Here is an 18694-nt window from a genome sequence, read left to right as displayed (position 1 = left end):
TTTCATGAATCGGGCTGTTCGTTGGGTGATCAGGTAAGCGAAAAGTGCCTCTGACCAGCAAGAACAAGGATTGTCGAGGTCCTTGTTCCTGCCGCCGTCGGAGGCACTTCGCAGGTGAGGAAGCGTATCGGGTCCTATCCACGCGTCCGCGTCGAGGGTGGCGGTCGCAAAGTGGTGTCACAGGCTGGCGGCGTGCTGCTGGTCGAGACGGTCCGCAAGGCCGGGCTGGACCAGGCGACATCGGCGGCGCTGACGCCGTGGCGACGCCCGAGGGCGGTGCACGATCAGGGGAAGATCCTGCTGCCCTCCACACTCGGCACGGTCACGCCTCCTACCTGCACGAACGCGGCGCCCACTACCTCGCCGTCGTCAAGAAGAACCACCCCACGCTGTACGAACCGTCCGCCGCCTGCCCTGGCGCGACATCCGTCTGGACCATGTCGAGCGCAGCCGGGCCCATCACCGCTACGAGATCCGCCGCCTGAAGACCGCCACGTTCGCGCACCTCGACTACCCCCACGCCCGCCAAGCCCTTCAAGTCGTCCGCTGGAGGCGGGACCCGGGCTCCGGCAAGCTGGCGATCGAGCGGGATCTACCTGGTCACCAGCCTGCCGCCCGGCGCAGCCACCGGCGCGGAACTCGCCTCCTGGATCCGCGGCCACTGGAAGATCGAGAACCAACTCCGCCACGTCCGCGACCGCACCTTCCGTGAGGACGCCTCGAAGATCCGCACCCGGCACCTGCCCGGCGCCACCGAGTGATCAGCTACACCACCACAAGGATCTCCTGCCCGCGATCGCAGGTGCCGGTGCAATGCACGGGCCCGGACGGTGTGGTGGGGGGTGGTTCGAGTGGGCGAGGTGCACTGTCGCAGCGGCCCGAAGCGGGCTTCGAGCGGGTTGGCCCAGGAGGTGTTGGTCGAGGTGAAGCACAGTTCCACCTTGTTCTTCTTCGCCCAGCAGGATCCGCCGGTGGAGCGGATGCCCGGCGGCCCGAACCCATCGAACGCGAACACGCGGTCCGGTACGTGCTGAAGGGCGTCCACGACCAAGGCGAAGCTCCACGGATGCCGGTCACCCCGGTGACCGGCATCCGTCATTCGACCACGGGGCTGCGGCGCTCCACGAGCAGGACGTCGCGCCAGACGCCGTGGTGGCGGGCCACGCGCTCCCGCCGGCCCAGCACGCGGAACCCCGCGGACTCGTGCAGGGACAGGCTCGCCGCGTTCTCGGGGAAGATGCCCGCCTGGATCGTCCAGATCCCCGCCTCCTCGGTGGAGGCGATCAGCGCCTCCAGAAGCGTTCGTCCCACGCCGGCTCCGCGCGCCGTGGGACAGACGTAGACGGAATGCTCGACGACCCCCGCGTACGCGGATCGGGCCGAGACGCGCGACACCGCTGTCCAGCCGACCACCCGCTCCCGCTGACCCAGCGCCACGAACCGGTGCGCGGTCAGCTTTGCGGCGTCGAACGCGCTCCACGGCGGTGCGGTGGTCTCGAACGTGGCGTTCCCCTCGTCGATGCCCTGCTGGTAGATCGCCATGACGGCCGGCGCGTGGTCGTCGGTCATCGGGACCAGGGTGACGTCCGGGCGCGGGGGTGTGCTCATGTGCGTTCCTTGTCTCGGTGCGTTCCCGCAGGCGGGGTGCGCACGGTGTTCGTCGGCGGGTGCGGCGACGTTCCGGTGGCATAGGGCGCCGGCGCAGGGGCGTGGGTGGGGGCGGGGAAGAGCACGGGGTCACAGCAGGGGCAGCGTGGCGAGGCCGATGCCCACGCTGCCGAGGAGCCCCACGCCGAGGTAGAAGGCGAAGACCTTCGTCTTGACGACGCTCTTGACGGCCACCATGGCCGGGATCGTCGTGAGGGCACCGCCCAGGAGGAAGGTGACGCCGGCGGCCGTGACCATGCCCTGCTCCAGGAGGCCCTCGACGACCGGGACGGCGCCGACGCCGTTGAGGTAGAGCGGGACGCCGAGGAGCCCGGCGACCAGGACGGAGAGGACGCCGTCCGTACCGAGGATGCCCGAGACGACACCGGTGGGTACGTAGCGGACGATCAGGGCCTCCAGGACGATGGCCAGGAGCAGCCACTTGCCCAGGACCAGCGAGTCGCTGGCGATCTCCTTGATGATCTCGCCGGCGTGGAGGCCTTTGATGTCGCGCTGCACGAGTACGCGCCACGGGGCGTCGTCGTCCGTGTCGTTCCGCGCTGCGGCGGAGCAGCCACCGGTCGTGGTCTCGGCCTCCTGGGGGGAACCACCACGACCCCCCGCGGCGCCACCGCCCCCGACGGCCGCGGTCTCGGGCACGGTCGCCCTCGCGGTCGAGCAGACGGGCTCGGACACGGTCACCGCCTCCTGCGAACGACTCTTCGCAGGTGCCTTCTCCCCGGTGGAGCCGAGCAGCGGATCGGCGAACCGGCCACGCCGTTCCAGCGCCAGGACGATGAGGCCCGCACCGAAGCTCAGCACCAGGGCACCGATGAGGCGGGCGGTGGCGACGGGGAAACCGAGTTGGGCGGCGGAGAGCGCGTAGATCTCCGGGTCCATGGACGGGGAGGCGATCCAGAACGACATCACCGCCGAGAGCGGGACACCGGCCATCAGGAAGCGGCGGACCAGCGGGATCACGGTGAAGGAGCAGAAGGGACTGAACGCTCCGACGGCCGTGACGATGGCGATGCCGAGAACGCCCCTGCGCCCGTGGGCGAAGCTGCGGCGCGCGACCACATCGGTCGACAGACGCTGTACGGCGATCCCCAGGACGACGGCGAGCAGGAACCACGGGAGGTAGTGCAGCACCTCGAACAGGGTGAACAGGCCAAGGGCCCGCAATTCGTCCACGGGTGAGCCTCTCTGAGACGGTGACACAGGGGGGAGCGGCGCCGTGAAGTGACGAACGGGAGACGTGGCGAGCCGTGCGGGGAGGCTTGAATGGCATCCTGCTCTATCGAACATCGACGATAGACGATAGACGATTAAAGGGAATGGAGGCAATGCGGATCGGGGCTCTCCGCATCGAAGGGACCTGTCCCCACGTCTTTGGTGGCGGCGCCCGGAGGCGAGGTCTGTTCTCCCCCGTCGTGGCGACGCGAATGCACTCTGCTTCGCGTACGTGCAGCCACTCGTGCTGGCGGTTTCGCGCGCGCACGAGGTGTCGATGGGGTCCGTGCGGGTCCTTGGACCCCTCCTTGCACGGAACGAACCTTGCCGTCGCGGATATTCATCGAATACCATCGATGAATCATGAGTGGTGTGATGAATGCCCAACTGATCGACCGGACCACGGCCGAGTCCTACGCGACCTGGTTCAAGGCCCTCTCCGATCCCACCCGCGTGCAGATCCTCAACCTCCTCGCGCTGGCGACCGAGCCGATGAGCGTCGGAGGGATCGTGGACCGGATGGGCGTCGGGCAGTCGACGGTGTCCCACCACCTGAAGCTGCTCGCCGACGTGCGGTTCGTCCTGCGCGAGCGTCGGGGGACCTCGATGCTCTACTCCGTCAACGTCGCCTGCGTGGCGTGCTTCCCCAGTGCTGCCGACGCCGTCATGGGTCGCCCTGCGGCCTCGGTGTGAGGAACGGCTCCCGGGGCCGAGTCGACCCCGTGCGCGTCCGGTGCGCCCGCCCCTGCCCGCCGTCCACCCGTCGTTGACCGCCGCGCTGTCCGTTCGCGTCCGCGGTGGCGTCCGTGCGCGGTGAGGGCGGGATCCGATCCCGGTCAACGGTTTCGCGTGGGCGGAGAGTTGTGGTCGGACGGCGCTGCTCCCGTGACGGCGCGCCTCGTGACCCGTGCTGCGTCGGGGTGCCGAGCAGGGCCCTGATCCCGTCCCTCCGGTCGGGGGTCATGCCTCCTGGCGTGCGTCGACCTCGGCGATCAGGCCCTCGATCAGGGTCTTGATCCCGTCGCGGATCGGACGTACGGCTTCGATGCCCTGGCCGGCCGGGTCCTCCAGGGGCCAGTCGAGGTACTTCTTGCCGGGGAAGACCGGGCAGGCGTCGCCGCAGCCCATGGTGATGACGTAGTCCGAGGATTGGACGGCCTCGGTGGTCAGCACCTTCGGCTTCTGGGTCGAAATGTCGATGCCGACCTCCTGCATCGCCTCGACCGCTGCCGGGTTGACCCGGTCGCCCGGGAGCGAACCCGCGGAACGGACCTCGATGCGGTCGCCCGCCAGGTGGTTCAGGAACCCTGCGGCCATCTGGGACCGGCCTGCATTGTGGATGCAGACGAAGAGCACGGAGGCGAGCGGGGCGGTGGTCATCGGTTCTTCCTTCAGACGGGGGTGGGAGGGAAGCGGTGGTGGCGTCCGGTCGGGTGGTGGTGCGGTCGGCCTTCGTGGCGAGCCGGGCCCGAGGGTGGGGTACGGCGGTGCGCCCGGGGGAAGGGGCGCGTCTCGGGCCTTCCGAAGGATCAGCTCCGGCTGGTATCAGTACGAAGTGATGTGAGAGTATCAGTCCATGATGACGTCAGTCGACGCTGACCTGATCCGGGTTCTGGCTGACCCCCTCAGGTTGCAGATCGTGACCCTGCTCGCCCGCGAAACCCTCTGCACCACGCACCTCGTCGAGGAGACGGGTGCCAAGCAGACCAACCTCTCCAACCATCTGCGCGTGCTGCGCGAAGCGGGCGTCGTGGACACCGAGCCCTGTGGCCGCTTCACGTACTACCGCTTGAAGCCCGACGTCATCGCCGCCCTCGCCGGTCGCTTCGCCGACCTGGCGGAGTCCGCCCGTACCGCCGCAGAGAACAAGAGAGCCTGTCCGTGACATCCACCCAAGTGCCCGCCCCGCCGGCGGATTCCTCGGTCGTCGGGAAGCTGTCGACGCTGGACCGCTTCCTCGCCGTCTGGATCCTGATCGCCATGGGGCTCGGGCTCGGCCTGGGCCGTCTGGTCCCCGGGCTGAACGACGTGCTGGCAGCGGTCGAGATCGGCGGCATCTCCCTCCCCATCGCCGTCGGTCTGCTGGTGATGATGTATCCGGTGCTGGCCAAGGTCAGGTACGACCGGCTCGACGCCGTCACCGGCGACCGGAAGCTCATGGTCTCGTCGCTCGTCATCAACTGGATCCTCGGCCCGGCGGTCATGTTCGCCCTCGCCTGGGCATTCCTGCCGGACCTGCCCGAATACCGAACCGGCCTGATCATCGTGGGCCTGGCGCGCTGCATCGCCATGGTGATCATCTGGAACGACCTGGCCTGTGGCGACCGCGAGGCGGCCGCCGTGCTCGTCGCCCTCAACTCGGCCTTCCAGGTCATCGCCTTCGGCGTCCTGGGGTGGTTCTACCTCGAACTGTTGCCCGGATGGTTGGGACTCGGCGAAGGGGAGGCGCTCGACATCTCGGTGGGGAAGATCGCCTTGAACGTCCTCGTGTTCCTGGGCGTCCCCCTGGTCGCCGGCTTCCTCACCCGCCGGATCGGCGAGAAGCGGATGGGGCGGGAGTCGTACGAGGCGAGGTTCCTGCCGAGGATCGGCCCGTGGGCGCTCTACGGGCTGCTCTTCACGATCGTGATCCTCTTCGCCCTCCAGGGGAAGACCATCACGTCACAGCCGCTTGACGTCATGAGGATCGCACTGCCGCTCCTGGTCTACTTCGCGGTCATGTGGTTCGGCACCTTCGCCCTCGGCAAGGCGATCGGCCTTCCCTACGACCGCACCGCAACGCTCGCCTTCACGGCCGCCGGAAACAACTTCGAGCTCGCCATCGCCGTCGCCATCGCGACCTTCGGCGTCGCCAGCGGCCAGGCCCTCTCCGGCGTGGTCGGCCCCCTCATCGAGGTTCCCGTCCTGGTCGCGCTCGTGTACGTGTCACTGGCGTGGCGCAGGAAGTTCGCCCCCGTCGGACAGTAGCCCCGCCGAGCCGCTACGCTGCGCCTCGCTCCTCCGAGGGAGCGGGGCGCAGTCGTACGAAGGGAAGTCGGGGAGATGGACGGGACCTGTGACGTCGTCGTGGTCGGGGGCGGTCAAGCGGGACTGGCAGCCGCCTACCACCTGCGTCGTCTCGGAGTCCTCGACCTCGTCGTCCTGGATGCCGCACCCGTCCCGGGCGGTGCCTGGCGGCACGCCTGGGACTCGCTCCGCCTCTTCTCGCCGGCTGCGCACTCCTCGCTGCCCGGCCGCCTCATGCCGTCACAGCAAGGAGCCGTCTACCCGGACGCCCCCCACGTCGTCGAGTACCTCACCGACTACGAACGGCGCTATGAGCTCCCCGTCCACCGGCCCGTCCGGGTGGAGGCGGTCCGCCGCGACGGCGAGCGGCTCCGCGTCGAGACCGATCGGGGGACCTGGCGCGCCCGCGCCGTCGTCAGCGCCACCGGAACGTGGTCGCGGCCGTTCCTCCCGTCCGTCCCGGGGAGCGAGGCCTTCCAGGGGCGCCAGCTCCACACCGCCGGCTACCGCGCTCCCGGCGAGTTCGACGGAATGCGGGTCCTCGTCGTCGGAGGCGGGAACTCGGGAGCGCAGATCGCCGCCGATCTGGTGCACGGCACCGAGCTCACCTGGGTCACCCGGCGACCCGCGCGGTTCCTGGCCGATGACGTCGACGGCCGTGTCCTCTTCGACCGCGCCACCGCCCGCCGCCGTGCCCTCGACGAGGGCCGCGCCGATACCGGGGGAGTGGCCTCGCTCGGCGACATCGTCGCGGTGCCGCCGGTGCGGGAAGCCCGTGACGCCGGGCTGCTCAAGGCGCAACCGATGTTCACGCACCTGACGCGCACCGGGGCCGAGTGGGCTGACGGAACGACGGTCGACGCTGACGCGATCATCTGGTGCACCGGTTTCCGCCCCGCCCTCGCCCACCTCGCCCCGCTCGGCCTCCGGGGCCCCCGTGGACACGTCTCCACCCGGGGTACGGAAGCCCTCGGGGAGCCCCGGCTCCACCTGCTCGGCTACGGCGATTGGACGGGGCCCGCCTCGGCCACCCTGGTGGGTGTCGGCCGTCCTGCCCGGGAAGCCGCCCGGAGCATCGCGGCCCTGTTGTGGTGAGGCGTTGACGCCCCCGGGCGAGGAGTTCGGGGGTCGCGGGGCGGGGCGAGTTGCGGTCAGGCCGAGGCCGCCTTGGTGAGGAGGGCCCCCATGGCCGCGAGGACGGTGGGCTCGACGCGGTAGTACACCCAGGTGCCGCGCCGTTCCGAGGAGAGCAGACCGGCTTCCTTCAGCTTCTTCAGGTGGTGGGAGACCGTGGGCTGGGAGACGCCCACGTCGGAGATGTCGCAGACGCAGGCCTCGCCGCCCTCGTGCGAGGCGACGGAGGAGAAGAGCCGTAGCCGGACCGGATCGCCCAAGGCCTTGAACATCACGGCGGTCCGCTCGGCCTCCTCGGCGGTCAGCGGCCGCTCGCTCAGAGGGGGGCAGCAGGGCGTCGTCTCGGACCGGAGTGCGGCGAGCGCCTTCTCGTTCGACATGCATCTATGTTGACACACGTCGAACCAGGGGTCGTTGCCCGGCGGTGGTGAGCGCCGGAGGCGTCGAACGGCGACCGGTGCCGAATCGATGGGGGAGGGCCGCCCCTGCGGGCCGCCCCGACCTCGAACGGATCCTGCACGGCCACCTGCCCCCACCTGCTGGTCGTCGGCCGGTACGGCTCCGTGCGGCGACCGGACCGACTCCCGACCCCGCCGAGCCCGGGGCGCCGCCGGACCCCCGGGGATCCGGTCAGGGAGAGCGGCCGTGATCGGCGGCATAACGGGCGAACACCCGCTCGGGTGGGCCCCCGGTGCGCAGGAAGCGCTCGTCGAGCACGGCGGACAGGTCCTCCAGGGCCGTTCGCAGGATCGATGCGGCGAGCCGGACGTCCGGGTGACGGGCCCGGTCCGCCCGGGCCGCCAGCTTCCAGGTCCAGGGGAGTTGCGCGGCCAGCGAGACGCTCTCGTCCCCGTCGTAGAAGTAGTACGACTCGGCGTACTGGAGGAAGTCCACGGTCGCGGTGGAGAGCGCCGCGGCGAGGCCGTCGAGGAGCGCGGCGCCCCCGGCGGAATCCAGGGCGGGTGCGGGAAGCCGACTGCGGCGCACGTGGGAGAGCCGCAGGGCCAGTGCCCTGCGGCGGGCGAGGGCCGGGTAGACGCCGAGGATCCAGGCGACGGTCGCCGACAGCAGGGCGAAGCCCACGAGGGCCTCCGCCGGGGCGAGGACCCGCAGCCACCCCGAGGTCGGTGCGATGTCACCGAGGCCGAGGGTGGTCAAGGTGACCAGGGAGATGTACCACGCGTCGAGCGGATCGGCGTGTTCGGCGGGGTCGAGCTCCGTGTCGTACGAGAAGCCGTCGGGCATCTGCGGCCAGTAGAGCAGCGCCCACCCGGCGGTGAGGGTGAGCGCCCAGACGGCGACGACCGTCACCATGCCCAGCGGTCCCGCGAGCCCGATCGGCCGCCGGCGGGTCCCGCGGTGGGCCGACAAGCGCCACACGCCCCGCATCACCAGTCTGCTCAGTCCGCCGTGTCGGGTGGGGTGCCAGATGGTGTGGAAGACGTCGCGCAGGATGAGCAGGATCAGGGCCGCTCCCGCCAGGACGGGGAGCCAGCTCATCCCGGAACCGTCCGCCCACCACCCGTCCGCCGCTCGATGCGGTGACGGACGACCGTGGTCAGGGCGGTGAGCCGGGTCGACGCCACGGGAACGGGGGGAACCGGGTCCTCGATGCGCCGTGCCCCTTCCGGCAGGGCCGCGACGTCGGCCTCGAAGCGGGCGCGGGCCGCCGAGAGGAGGTCGGGCGGGTCGGTGCGCAGCCCGCCGCGCATCACGGTCCGCAGCAGCGGGTCCGCACCCTCGGGGCGCTCCTCGTTCGCGAGGCCGATGACGTCCCGGCAGCCCGGACCGCGGAAGACCTGCTTGGGGCCCGGCGCCGTCAGCTTCGCCGGTGAGAGCTTCATGACCGGTCTCCCGTCGTACTCGACGAGTTTGTAGGCCGCGTCCAGGTACGGGGCGTCGGCGGCCGTGCCGACCTTCGTCCCCACGGCGTACGCGTCGATCGGCGCACCTTCGCGCACGAGCCGGTCGACGCCGTACTCGTCCAGGCCGCCGCTCGCGATGATGCGGACGTCGCGCAGGCCCGCCGCGTCGAGCGCGGCACGCGCCCGGTGGGCGAGCGCGCCCAGATCGCCGCTGTCCAGCCGGATCCCGCACCCCGGGCCGAGCCCGAGGTCCGTGAACACGCGGGCGGCCGTCACCACGCCCCGGTCCGTGTCGTAGGTGTCGACCAGGAAGGTCACCGGGCCCGGATGGGTCCGGGCGAAGGCCCGGAACGCCTGCTCCTCGGAATCGAAGGCCTCGACGAAGGAGTGCGCCATCGTGCCCGCCGCCGGGATGCCGTACCGGCGCGCCGCGGCGACGTTGCTCGTTCCGGCGAACCCCACCAGGGCACACACGCGGGCCGCCTGGCCCCCCGCCTCCGGCCCGTGCGTGCGGCGCAGCGAGAAGTCCACCAGGGGCCGCCCCGCCCCTGCCAGCACGCACCGGGCCGCCTTCGAGGCGACCGCGGTCTGGTGGCAGACCAGGGAGAGCAGGTACGTCTCCACCAGCTGGGCCTGCGGCAGCGGTGCGGTCACCTCCAGGAGCGGCTCGCCGGCGAACACGAGCCGCCCCTCGGGCACGGCGCGGACCTCCCCGTCGAAGGACAGGCCGTGCAGCGGAGCCAGGTCCTCCGGGGGCCGCCGCAGTGCCGTCGCGAACTCCTCCACGTCGGACCGGCCCACGCGGAACCGCGACAGATGGTCGAGGGCCGGTTCGAGGCCGGCCGCGACGAGGAAACCGCGTCCCGGCGGCAGGTCGCGGACGAAGAGGCTGAAGGTGGCGGGCGCCCGCATGTCCTCGCGCAGGTACGAGAGCGCCATGGTGACCTCGTACAGGTCGGTGGTGGTGACCTGGGACATGCTTCGAGCATGCGCGGCCGGGAGGCGCCCCGCACGTTCCCCGTCCCGATCAGGCGAAGCGCAGCACTTCGGAGGCGTCGCGCCGGGGCGCGGGCCGGCCCCGGGATCCGTATCCCAGGCGGATCGCCAGGTGGACGTAGCCCGTCGCGGACACCGGGTCCCGGGTGAAGGAGCGGAGCCCCGGACGGGTGAGGGGCGGTGAAACCAATGAGGTCGACAGCCCGTCCAGGGTGGCCTGGAGCAGCACCCGTTGCATCGCCTGGCCGGCGTTCAGCCATTCCTCCGGGGTGTCCCCGGCCGTTCCGAGCAGGGCGATCCGGGGGTGCCTCCCGAAGCGGACCGGGGCACGGCCGACGAGTCGGCGCAGCGGATCGACCTCCCGGACCGCAACGGCACCGCCGTACTCCCGCGGACCCGGCGCGATCGAGGGGACCGGTTCGGCCACGGCGCTTCCCGTGCCCGTGCCGGCATGCGCACGGGAAGCGAGCTCCGCGCGTGCGGGCGCGTCCACCGCCCGGAACAGCTCCGCCGCGCGGACGAGACCGAGGACGGCATCGGTGTGCCAGGCCCCCTGCACGACCAGTCGACAGCCCTCCAGGACGGCCGCTCCGCACAGTCCCTCCAGGACCTGTGCGGGAACCGGCTCCTTCGTGAACGGGGATCGGCTCGTGTGCCGCTCCCGCAGCGCGGGCCGGAGCGCGGCCAGGGCGTCCGCCCGGTCGTGCGCCTCCTGCAGGCTCACATCGGCCAGGTGCCACGGGTCGTACGGATCGGGCAGCAGTCGCACTTCGGGGTGCAGGCCGCGGTGCGCGGCGGCGACCCGCAGGCAGAAGAGGGCGGCACCGCAGCCGAGGTGCACCGCGCGGTGCTCGGGGTCCTCGCGCGGCATCGTGCGCGCAGGGTCACCGTGCAGTTCGACGGTGCCGCTGGAGGTCCGGTGGACGAACCTCCACGGTTGGGCGTTGTGCATCGACGGCGCGGTGACGGCGTCCTCGACCAGGGAGGTCACGAGGGTGCGGGACGGTCGGACGGCGGTCGTGGTGCGTCCGGTGCGTGCCGCGGCCGGCCGGACGGGGAAGGGGGGCATCGGATCACCGGGCTTCGGGGTTCTCATGGCCGTACCTCCCCGTCGAGCGTCCGTGGTGCGGGGGATCCCCACAGCACCACCCTCCGGTTCCACGCGCCGGGACACGAGGGCCGAACGGACCCGGGCCGGGCCCGAACGGACCCCGACCGGACCCGGGCCGGACCCGTGGTGCCGGTCCTTGCCGGAAGGCGCCCCGGCGGAAGTTCCGTCCCGGCCGGACCCCGGGGGTCGGTTCCGGCGTAGCCTGAGCGGCATGAGGCAGCAGGACGCCGACCTCGGGCTCTTCGGCCCCCGCTCCGTGACCTGGCAGCTGCACAGCGACCCGGTGATGTGGATCGCCGGCGTCCGGGCCCTCTGGCTCCAGGCCCTCCACCCCGTCGCCGTGCGCGGCGTCATGATCAACAGCAGTTTCCGGGACGATCCCTGGGGCCGGCTGATGCGGACCGCCGACTTCGTCGGGACCCTCAGCTACGGGACCACCGAGGCCGCGGAGGCGGCGGGCGCCCGCGTCCGCCGGATCCACCGGCTGCTCGGCGTGGACGCCCCCGAGCTGTTGCTCTGGGTGCACTGTGCCGAAACCGACTCCTACCTCTCGGTCGCGCGCCGCTCCGGGCTGCCCCTCACCGGCGCCCGGGCCGACCGCTACGTCGACGAACACCGCGCCTCCGCCCGGCTCGTCGGCCTCGACCCGGGCACCGTCCCGGCCTCCACCGCCGAACTCGCCGCCTACTTCGCGTCGGTGCGTCCCCTGCTCGCCGCCGGACGGGACGCCCGGACCGTGGAGGACTTCTTGCGCCGCCCACCGGTGAAACCCGCCCTGGTGCCGGCGCGCGAGGTGATCTGGCGGCGCATCGCCGCGCTCGCGTACGACACCCTGCCCCGCTACGCCCACGAGCTCTACGGCCGCCCCGCCCCGTCGCAGGAGACCGTCACCCACCGGCTCGTCGCGACGGCCAACCTGCTGCGCTGCGTCCCGGCCCGCCTGCGCTGGAGGCTGCCGCCCCGGCACGTCCTGCGGGCCGTGGACCGCCTCGGCCCCGGAAGCCGCCCCGACCCTTACGCGTACCCCGCCCCGTACCCACGGTCCGGCCGGCCGGCCATACTGGAGGAGCCGAGGAGGCAGTACGGAATCGACGGGGGCGACGGCACGCGATGGGGGACTCCAGACTGATCCAGGGCCGGTACCGCCTGCACGAGGTCATCGGTCGCGGAGGCATGGGGGAGGTGTGGCGCGCCACCGACGAGGCGCTCGGGCGCGGCGTCGCCGTGAAGTGCCTCAAACCGCTCGGACCGCAACAGGACCCCCAGGCCTTCACCGTGGTGCGCGAACGCTTCCGACGCGAGGCACGGGTGGCGGCGGCGCTCCAGCACCGGGGCATCACCGTGGTGCACGACTTCGGAGAACACGACGGCGTGCTCTTCCTCGTCATGGAGCTCCTGGAGGGGCGCAACCTCAGCCAGCTGCTCGCCGCCAACGCCCAGCACCCGCTGCCCGTCCAGGACGTCGTCGAGATCGCCGACCAGGTCGCCGACGCCCTCGCCTACACGCACCGGCAGGGGATCGTCCACCGCGACCTGAAGCCCGCCAACATCATGCGCCTGCGGGACGGGACGGTGAAGATCTGCGACTTCGGCATAGCGCGACTGGGCACCGACATGGGCTTCACCTCCAAGCTCACCGGCACCGGCATCGCCATGGGGACGCCCCACTACATGTCCCCCGAGCAGATCGGCGGCGGCGAGATCGACCACCGCAGCGACCTCTACTCGCTGGGCTGCGTGCTGTACGAGTTGGCCACCGGGGCCCCGCCGTTCGACCTCGGCGACTCCTGGGCCATCCTCATCGGACACCGCGACACGGTGCCGAGCCCGCCGCGCACCCGTCGCGCCGAGCTGCCCGACTACTTCGACCGGATCGTCGTCGACCTGCTCGCCAAGGTTCCCGAGGAACGGCCGGTCGACGCCGGCGACCTGCGCCGCCGGATCGTCTCGGGCCGCTCGGCCCCGCCGTCGTTCCCCCCGCACACCGGGCTGCCCGCGCTGCCGATGACCACGCCCCTGCCCGTCCCCCGGGCCGAGGGGCCGGGGGGCGCCCCGGCCTGGGCCCGCGGCATGACCGGCGGGCACCGGCCGGCGGCCCCCGCCGGACCGCGTCCGGTCGTCCACGACCCGGCCGCGGTCGTCCTGACCACCGAGTGGACCACTGCGGCGCCCGGCAGACGCCCGCACGCCGCCGCCGCGCCGGCCGCAGGGCCGACCGCCGGCCCCTCGGCGGCCCCGGTCGCCGCGACCAGGCCGGGGGCACCGACCGCGCCCCCGGCCGAGCTGGTCGCCGTGCTCGCCGGACGGTTCCGGGCCGGAATGGGGCTCGGCCGGCTCGGGCGGTGGGAGGAGGCCGAGTCGGTGCACCGGTCCGTCGCCGAGGACCGTGCGCGGACCCTGGGCGAGGACCACCCCGACACCCTGTCCAGCCACTACGAAGTGGGCTTCGCCCTGGCCCGGCTCGACCGCCCCGCGGACGCCCTGCACCTCTTCGGCCGGGTCGCCGAGGCGCGGGCGCGGGTCCTCGGCGAGGACCACCCCGACACCCTGGCGGCACGGCAGGAGCGTGCCTACGTCCTGGGCCGCCTCGGGCGGCACGCCGAGGCGTACGAGCTCTACGCCGCGGTGCTCGACGTCCGCGAGCGCACCGTCGGCCCCGACCACCCCGACACCCTGCGCTGTCGCCACAACCTCGCGTTCACGCTCGGCCGGCTGGGCCGCCTGGAAGAGGCGTACCGCACGGCGCACGGGGTCGCGCAGACCCGGGCCAGACTGTTCGGCGAGAACCATCCCGACACCCTGGTCACCCGCCACGAGGTGGCCTACGCCCTCGGTCGCCTCGGACGCGGAGAGGAGGCGCTCACGCAGTACCGCGCGGTCGCCGAGGCACGCGCCGCCGCGCTCGGCCCCGAGCACCCGGACACCCTCGCCGCCCGTTACGAGACCGGGATCTGCCTCGGTCGGCTCGGTCAGGCCGCGGACGCCCTGGACGTCTGTCGGGACCTCGTCGCCGCCCGCACCCGCGCCCAGGGCGCCGACGGGCCCGAGACGATGCGTGCCCGACACGCCCTCGCCGTCAACCTCGGCCGGCTCGGGCGCTGGCCGGAGGCGCTCGCCGAGTCCGAAGCCGTCCGCGCCGACCGCGAGCGGGTCCTCGGCGCGGACCACCCGGACACGCTCCTCAGCCGCCGGGAGGCCGCCGTCGCCCTCGGAAGGCTCGGCCGTTGGAGCGAGGCGCGGGAGGCGCACCGCTCGATCGCCGCTGCCCGCACCCGACTCCTCGGCCCCGGACACCCCGACACCCTCGCCGCCCTCGACGACGAAGCCCACTGCCTGGAACGCCTGGGCCGTCCCACCGAGGCCGCCGCCCTCCTGCTCAGGGCCGCCACACCACCTCCGCGCACCGCGCCCACGGGGTGACCGGGCGGGCCGTGGACCCCCGCCCGGTCCGGCCGCCGTCGGCGGCCCCGATCGGCCCCTCCCGGACCACGGCCCGTCTGCCCGCCCCTTCCCCGCTTCCCGCCCGCGTGTGAGCATGAGCCATGACCGACCGTGATCCACGCCCCGGCACCCCGACCCCCGCCCGCGCGTACGACGCCGTCGTCGTCGGCGGCGGGCACAACGGGCTCGTCGCCGCCGCCTACCTGGCCCGTGCCGGACAGCGCGTCCTCGTCCTGGAGCGGCTCGGCTCCACCGGTGGGGCCGCCGTGTCCACGCGGCCGTTCCCCGGGGTCGACGCCAGGCTCTCCCGGTACTCCTACCTGGTCTCGCTCCTCCCGGAGAAGATCGTGCGGGAACTGGGCCTGAAGTTCGCGGTGCGCAAGCGATCCGTCTCCTCGTACACCCCGCGGGGCGACGGCGGCCTCCTCGTCGGCGGGGGCCCCGACCGCACCCGGGCCTCCTTCGCCGCGCTCACCGGCTCCGACCGTGCCCACCGGGCCTGGCGGGCCTTCTACGGACGCACCGGCGAGGCCGCCCGCCGGATCTTCCCCACCCTCACCGAGCCGCTCCCCACCCGTGCCGAACTGCGTGCCCGGGTCGACGACGCCGAGACCTGGCGGATCCTCTTCGAGGAACCCCTCGGCGCCACCGTCGAGCGGTCCTTCACCGACGACCTGGTCCGCGGCGTGGTCCTCACCGACGCCCTCATCGGGACCTTCGCCGACGCCCATGACCCCACGCTCCTCCAGAACCGCTGCTTCCTCTACCACGTCATCGGCGGTGGAACCGGTGACTGGGACGTGCCCGTCGGCGGCATGGGCGCCCTCACCGACGCGCTCGCGGGCGCCGCCCGCGCGGCCGGCGCCGAGGTCCGCACCGGCCACGAGGTCACCCGGATCGAGACCGACGGACACCGCGCGGAGATCACGTACCGGACCGTCGACGGGGAGGGCACCGTCGAGGCCGGGCAGGTCCTCGTCAACGCCTCCCCGCAGGAACTCGCCGCTCTGCTCGGGCAAACGCCCCCGCCCACCCCGGAGGGCGCCCAGCTCAAGGTCAACATGCTGCTGACCCGGCTGCCGAAACTCCGCGACGGCTCCGTCGACCCGCACGAGGCCTTCGCCGGAACCTTCCACATCGCCGAGGGGTACGGGCAGTTGGCCACCGCCTACGCGGAGGCCGCCGCCGGGCACCTGCCCAGCGCCCCGCCGTCCGAGATCTACTGCCACTCCCTCACCGACCCGACGATCCTCGGACCGGAACTCGCGGCCACCGGCCACCAGACGCTCACGCTCTTCGGCCTCCACGCGCCCGCCCGGCTCTTCGCCGCCGACAACGAGGGCGCCCGGGCGAAGCTGCTCTCCGCGACCCTCGCCCAGCTCGACGCCCATCTGGGCGAGTCGATCGTCGACTGCCTCGCCGTCGACGCGGAGGGGCGCCCCTGCATCGAGGCGAAGACCCCGGTGGACCTCGAACGCGAACTGCGGCTGCCCGGAGGCCACATCTTCCACCGCGACCTGTCCTTCCCGTACGCGACGGAGGACACCGGTCGCTGGGGCGTCGAGACCCACCACGCCAATGTCCTCCTGTGCGGAGCGGGTGCGGTCCGGGGCGGGGGAGTGAGCGGCATCCCCGGCCACAACGCGGCGATGGCCGTGCTCGGCCGGTGACGGCAGGGGCTCCGTCCGGTGCCCGGAAGCGGGCGTGCCCCTTGGCGTTACCGGCCCGGTACGGCCCCCTTCCGAGGTCCGGGGCGGGTACACCGGGCGGCGCCCGCTCCGTTCGGCCCCGTTGGCGTCGCCGCCTTCCGGCCCGGGGTGTGAAGCTGATCTGCGCGTGTGCTTAAGAAATCCTCGATGGACCCTTGAGCCCCACGTACGGAAGATTTCCTTCCAGGGATCTTGGGCACGCAGTGGTGCCCGCACCCCCACATCACAGGACACGCACGTCGGGAGCCGTTGCATTGAAGGCACTGGTCAAGCTGAAGGCGGAGCCGGGACTCTGGCTCACGGATGTGCCCGAGCCGGAGACGGGTCCCGGGGACGTCCTCATCAAGGTCAAGCGGACCGGCATCTGCGGAACCGACCTGCACATCCGCTCCTGGGACGGCTGGGCGCAGAAGACGATCGCCACTCCCCTGACGATCGGTCACGAGTTCGTCGGAGAGGTCGTCTCCGTCGGCCGTGACGTCACCGACGTCGCCGTCGGCGACCTGGTCAGCGGCGAGGGGCACCTGGTCTGCGGCAAGTGCCGCAACTGTCTGGCCGGTCGCCGCCACCTCTGTCGTGCGACGATCGGCCTCGGCGTCGGCCGGGACGGTGCCTTCGCCGAGTACGTGGCGCTGCCCGCCTCCAACGTGTGGGTGCACCGCGTCCCCGTCGACCTCGATGTCGCAGCGATCTTCGACCCCTTCGGCAACGCCGTGCACACGGCCCTGTCCTTCCCGCTCGTCGGCGAGGACGTCCTCGTCACCGGCGCCGGCCCGATCGGCATCATGGCCGCCGCCGTCGCGAAGCACGCCGGCGCCCGCAGCGTGGTCATCACCGACGTCAGCGAGGAACGCCTCGCCCTGGCGCGCAAGACCGGCGTCACCCTCGCCCTCAACGTCGCCGAGCAGACCATCGCCGACGGTCAGCGCACGCTCGGGCTGAAGGAGGGCTTCGACGTCGGACTGGAGATGTCCGGCAATCCCCACGCGATGCGCGACATGGTCGCCAACATGACCAACGGCGGCAAGATCGCCATGCTCGGACTGCCCAGTGAGGACTTCTCCGTCGACTGGGCGAAGATCGTCACCTCCATGATCACGATCAAGGGCATCTACGGCCGGGAGATGTTCGAGACCTGGTACGCGATGTCGGTGCTCCTGGAGGGCGGTCTCGACCTCGCCCCCGTCATCACCGGGCGCTATGCGCACACCGACTTCGAGGCCGCCTTCGACGACGCGGCCTCCGGCAAGAGCGGCAAGATCATCCTCGACTGGACCACGGGAGCCTGACCCATGTTCGATTCCGTACGCGATTCCGTCCGCGCCACCCTCGAAGAGATCGAGCAAGCCGGCCTCCACAAGCCCGAGCGGGTCATCGGCACTCCCCAGTCCGCCAACGTCGAGGTCGTCACCGCGGACGGTCGCCCCTGGGGCTCCCCCCGGTCGGAGGCCGGTGAAGAAGTGCTCAACTTCTGCGCCAACAACTACCTCGGCCTCGCCGACCACCCCGAGGTGATCGCCGCCGCCCACACGGCCCTCGACCGCTGGGGCTACGGCATGGCGTCGGTCCGCTTCATCTGCGGCACGCAGGAGGTCCACAAGCAGCTCGAGGCCCGCCTCTCGGCCTTCCTCGGCCAGGAGGACACGATCCTCTACTCGTCCTGCTTCGACGCCAACGGCGGTGTCTTCGAGACCCTGCTCGGCCCCGAGGACGCCGTCATCTCCGACGCCCTCAACCACGCCTCGATCATCGACGGCATCCGCCTCTCCAAGGCCCGCCGCTTCCGCTACGCGAACCGCGACATGGCCGACCTGGAGCAGCAGCTCAAGGAGGCCGTCGAGGGAGGGGCCCGCCGCAAGCTGATCGTCACCGACGGCGTCTTCTCCATGGACGGCTACGTCGCGCCGCTCGACGAGATCTGCGACCTGGCCGAACGCTACGACGCCATGGTGATGGTCGACGACTCGCACGCCGTCGGCTTCGTCGGTCCCGGCGGTCGCGGCACCCCCGAGCTGCACGGCGTCATGGACCGCGTCGACATCATCACCGGCACCCTCGGCAAGGCGCTCGGCGGCGCCTCCGGCGGTTACGTCGCCGCCCGCGCCGAGATCGTCGCCCTGCTGCGCCAGCGCTCCCGCCCCTACCTCTTCTCCAACACCCTCGCCCCGGTCATCGCCGCCGCCTCCCTCAAGGTCCTCGACCTGCTGGAGTCCGCCGGCGACCTGCGCGAGCGCCTCAACGCCAACACGGTGCTGTTCCGCTCCCGCATGATCGAGGAGGGCTTCGACGTCCTTCCCGGCGACCACGCCATCGCCCCCGTCATGATCGGCGACGCGGCCGAGGCCGGGCGCATGGCCGAGCTGCTCCTCGAACGCGGCGTCTACGTGATCGGCTTCTCCTACCCGGTCGTCCCGCAGGGGCAGGCCCGGATCCGCGTGCAGCTGTCCGCCGCGCACTCGACGGAGGACGTGAACCGGGCCGTGGACGCCTTCGTCGACGCCCGTGCGGCCCTGCGCGGCTGACGGGTCGCCGACCGGACCGAACGGGGCCCG

At 72.2% G+C, this 18694-nt stretch carries 16 protein-coding genes and 1 pseudogene; 10 read left to right on the top strand and 7 right to left on the bottom strand.

The genetic code is table 11. The annotated features are described in order from the left end of the window. Window positions 1-114: 114 nt before the first annotated feature. A pseudogene (locus ACFW22_RS01725) lies at window positions 115-339 on the top strand (transposase); the annotation flags it as partial. Window positions 340-1095: 756 nt separating this feature from the next. Here ACFW22_RS01725 and ACFW22_RS01720 read toward each other — a convergent pair. Further along, a complete protein-coding gene (locus ACFW22_RS01720) occupies window positions 1096-1608 on the bottom strand; it encodes a GNAT family N-acetyltransferase (RefSeq protein WP_386397298.1) in 513 nt (170 codons plus the stop codon). Between the two features lie 129 nt (window positions 1609-1737). Then, entirely contained in the window at window positions 1738-2841 is a 1104-nt protein-coding gene (locus ACFW22_RS01715; RefSeq protein WP_386397295.1) for a permease, read from the bottom strand. A gap of 402 nt (window positions 2842-3243) precedes the next feature. Here ACFW22_RS01715 and ACFW22_RS01710 point away from each other — a divergent pair, with 402 nt between their 5' ends. After that, window positions 3244-3573, top strand: coding sequence for an ArsR/SmtB family transcription factor (locus tag ACFW22_RS01710; protein ID WP_386397292.1), 330 nt, complete (start codon window positions 3244-3246; stop codon window positions 3571-3573). A gap of 267 nt (window positions 3574-3840) precedes the next feature. Here the strand turns inward: ACFW22_RS01710 and ACFW22_RS01705 are convergent, their stop codons facing one another. After that, a complete protein-coding gene (locus tag ACFW22_RS01705) occupies window positions 3841-4260 on the bottom strand; it encodes an arsenate reductase ArsC (RefSeq protein ID WP_386397290.1) in 420 nt (139 codons plus the stop codon). A gap of 196 nt (window positions 4261-4456) precedes the next feature. Between ACFW22_RS01705 and ACFW22_RS01700 the strand changes: the two genes are divergently transcribed. The 3 genes from ACFW22_RS01700 (at window position 4457) to ACFW22_RS01690 (ending at window position 6981) form a co-directional block, all read left to right on the top strand. Then, a complete protein-coding gene (locus ACFW22_RS01700) occupies window positions 4457-4765 on the top strand; it encodes an ArsR/SmtB family transcription factor (protein ID WP_384885428.1) in 309 nt (102 codons plus the stop codon). Next, on the top strand, window positions 4762-5847 hold the full coding sequence (gene arsB / locus ACFW22_RS01695; protein ID WP_386397288.1) for an ACR3 family arsenite efflux transporter: 1086 nt from the start codon (window positions 4762-4764) through the stop codon (window positions 5845-5847). The genes ACFW22_RS01700 and arsB overlap by 4 nt, the downstream gene beginning before the upstream one ends. A gap of 75 nt (window positions 5848-5922) precedes the next feature. Next, window positions 5923-6981: an ArsO family NAD(P)H-dependent flavin-containing monooxygenase gene (locus tag ACFW22_RS01690; protein ID WP_386397285.1), complete on the top strand. Its 1059-nt coding sequence runs from the start codon at window positions 5923-5925 to the stop codon at window positions 6979-6981. A 56-nt stretch (window positions 6982-7037) separates the two neighbouring features. Here the strand turns inward: ACFW22_RS01690 and ACFW22_RS01685 are convergent, their stop codons facing one another. The 4 genes from ACFW22_RS01685 to ACFW22_RS01670 all read right to left on the bottom strand — a co-directional run bounded on the left by ACFW22_RS01685 (window position 7038) and on the right by ACFW22_RS01670 (window position 10977). Next, window positions 7038-7400, bottom strand: coding sequence for an ArsR/SmtB family transcription factor (locus tag ACFW22_RS01685; RefSeq protein WP_386397282.1), 363 nt, complete (start codon window positions 7398-7400; stop codon window positions 7038-7040). A 250-nt stretch (window positions 7401-7650) separates the two neighbouring features. After that, window positions 7651-8520 carry a potassium channel family protein gene (locus ACFW22_RS01680; protein WP_386397280.1) on the bottom strand — a complete coding sequence of 290 codons (870 nt, stop codon included), beginning with the start codon at window positions 8518-8520 and terminating at the stop codon, window positions 7651-7653. Next, window positions 8517-9863, bottom strand: coding sequence for a nicotinate phosphoribosyltransferase (locus ACFW22_RS01675; protein WP_386397278.1), 1347 nt, complete (start codon window positions 9861-9863; stop codon window positions 8517-8519). The genes ACFW22_RS01680 and ACFW22_RS01675 overlap by 4 nt, the downstream gene beginning before the upstream one ends. 49 nt (window positions 9864-9912) lie before the next feature. Continuing rightward, window positions 9913-10977, bottom strand: a complete 1065-nt coding sequence (locus tag ACFW22_RS01670; protein WP_386397275.1) for an Acg family FMN-binding oxidoreductase — start codon at window positions 10975-10977, stop codon at window positions 9913-9915. A 226-nt stretch (window positions 10978-11203) separates the two neighbouring features. Between ACFW22_RS01670 and ACFW22_RS01665 the strand changes: the two genes are divergently transcribed. From ACFW22_RS01665 to ACFW22_RS01645, 5 genes are all read left to right on the top strand, one after another. Continuing rightward, window positions 11204-12121 carry an oxygenase MpaB family protein gene (locus ACFW22_RS01665; protein WP_386397272.1) on the top strand — a complete coding sequence of 306 codons (918 nt, stop codon included), beginning with the start codon at window positions 11204-11206 and terminating at the stop codon, window positions 12119-12121. Next, window positions 12103-14412 (top strand): tetratricopeptide repeat protein, encoded by a 2310-nt coding sequence (locus ACFW22_RS01660; RefSeq protein ID WP_386397270.1) that lies wholly within the window; start codon window positions 12103-12105, stop codon window positions 14410-14412. Before ACFW22_RS01665 ends, ACFW22_RS01660 begins: the two co-directional genes overlap by 19 nt. A 122-nt stretch (window positions 14413-14534) precedes the next feature. Then, window positions 14535-16103 (top strand): phytoene desaturase family protein, encoded by a 1569-nt coding sequence (locus ACFW22_RS01655; RefSeq protein ID WP_386397267.1) that lies wholly within the window; start codon window positions 14535-14537, stop codon window positions 16101-16103. Window positions 16104-16396: 293 nt separating this feature from the next. Next, on the top strand, window positions 16397-17431 hold the full coding sequence (tdh, locus tag ACFW22_RS01650; RefSeq protein ID WP_386397265.1) for an L-threonine 3-dehydrogenase: 1035 nt from the start codon (window positions 16397-16399) through the stop codon (window positions 17429-17431). Between the two features lie 3 nt (window positions 17432-17434). Continuing rightward, window positions 17435-18664 (top strand): glycine C-acetyltransferase, encoded by a 1230-nt coding sequence (locus tag ACFW22_RS01645; protein ID WP_386397262.1) that lies wholly within the window; start codon window positions 17435-17437, stop codon window positions 18662-18664. The last annotated feature ends 30 nt before the right edge of the window (window positions 18665-18694 follow it).

It is taken from the genome of Streptomyces sp. NPDC058872 (genome assembly GCF_042743065.1).
In the GTDB taxonomy this organism is placed as follows: Bacteria; Actinomycetota; Actinomycetes; order Streptomycetales; family Streptomycetaceae; genus Streptomyces.
This window is presented reverse-complemented; position numbering and strand designations above follow the sequence as displayed.

What these genes read in the sequence shown, in the direction of transcription:
- ACFW22_RS01720 (WP_386397298.1), bottom strand. Translation starts at nt 1,608, where the DNA reads ATGAGCACACCCCCGCGCCCGGACGTCACCCTGGTCCCGATGACCGAC.
- ACFW22_RS01710 (WP_386397292.1), top strand. Translation starts at nt 3,244, where the DNA reads ATGAGTGGTGTGATGAATGCCCAACTGATCGACCGGACCACGGCCGAG.
- ACFW22_RS01705 (WP_386397290.1), bottom strand. Translation starts at nt 4,260, where the DNA reads ATGACCACCGCCCCGCTCGCCTCCGTGCTCTTCGTCTGCATCCACAAT.
- ACFW22_RS01700 (WP_384885428.1), top strand. Translation starts at nt 4,457, where the DNA reads ATGATGACGTCAGTCGACGCTGACCTGATCCGGGTTCTGGCTGACCCC.
- ACFW22_RS01690 (WP_386397285.1), top strand. Translation starts at nt 5,923, where the DNA reads ATGGACGGGACCTGTGACGTCGTCGTGGTCGGGGGCGGTCAAGCGGGA.
- ACFW22_RS01685 (WP_386397282.1), bottom strand. Translation starts at nt 7,400, where the DNA reads ATGTCGAACGAGAAGGCGCTCGCCGCACTCCGGTCCGAGACGACGCCC.
- ACFW22_RS01680 (WP_386397280.1), bottom strand. Translation starts at nt 8,520, where the DNA reads ATGAGCTGGCTCCCCGTCCTGGCGGGAGCGGCCCTGATCCTGCTCATC.
- ACFW22_RS01675 (WP_386397278.1), bottom strand. Translation starts at nt 9,863, where the DNA reads ATGTCCCAGGTCACCACCACCGACCTGTACGAGGTCACCATGGCGCTC.
- ACFW22_RS01670 (WP_386397275.1), bottom strand. Translation starts at nt 10,977, where the DNA reads ATGAGAACCCCGAAGCCCGGTGATCCGATGCCCCCCTTCCCCGTCCGG.
- ACFW22_RS01665 (WP_386397272.1), top strand. Translation starts at nt 11,204, where the DNA reads ATGAGGCAGCAGGACGCCGACCTCGGGCTCTTCGGCCCCCGCTCCGTG.
- ACFW22_RS01660 (WP_386397270.1), top strand. Translation starts at nt 12,103, where the DNA reads ATGGGGGACTCCAGACTGATCCAGGGCCGGTACCGCCTGCACGAGGTC.
- ACFW22_RS01655 (WP_386397267.1), top strand. Translation starts at nt 14,535, where the DNA reads ATGACCGACCGTGATCCACGCCCCGGCACCCCGACCCCCGCCCGCGCG.
- ACFW22_RS01645 (WP_386397262.1), top strand. Translation starts at nt 17,435, where the DNA reads ATGTTCGATTCCGTACGCGATTCCGTCCGCGCCACCCTCGAAGAGATC.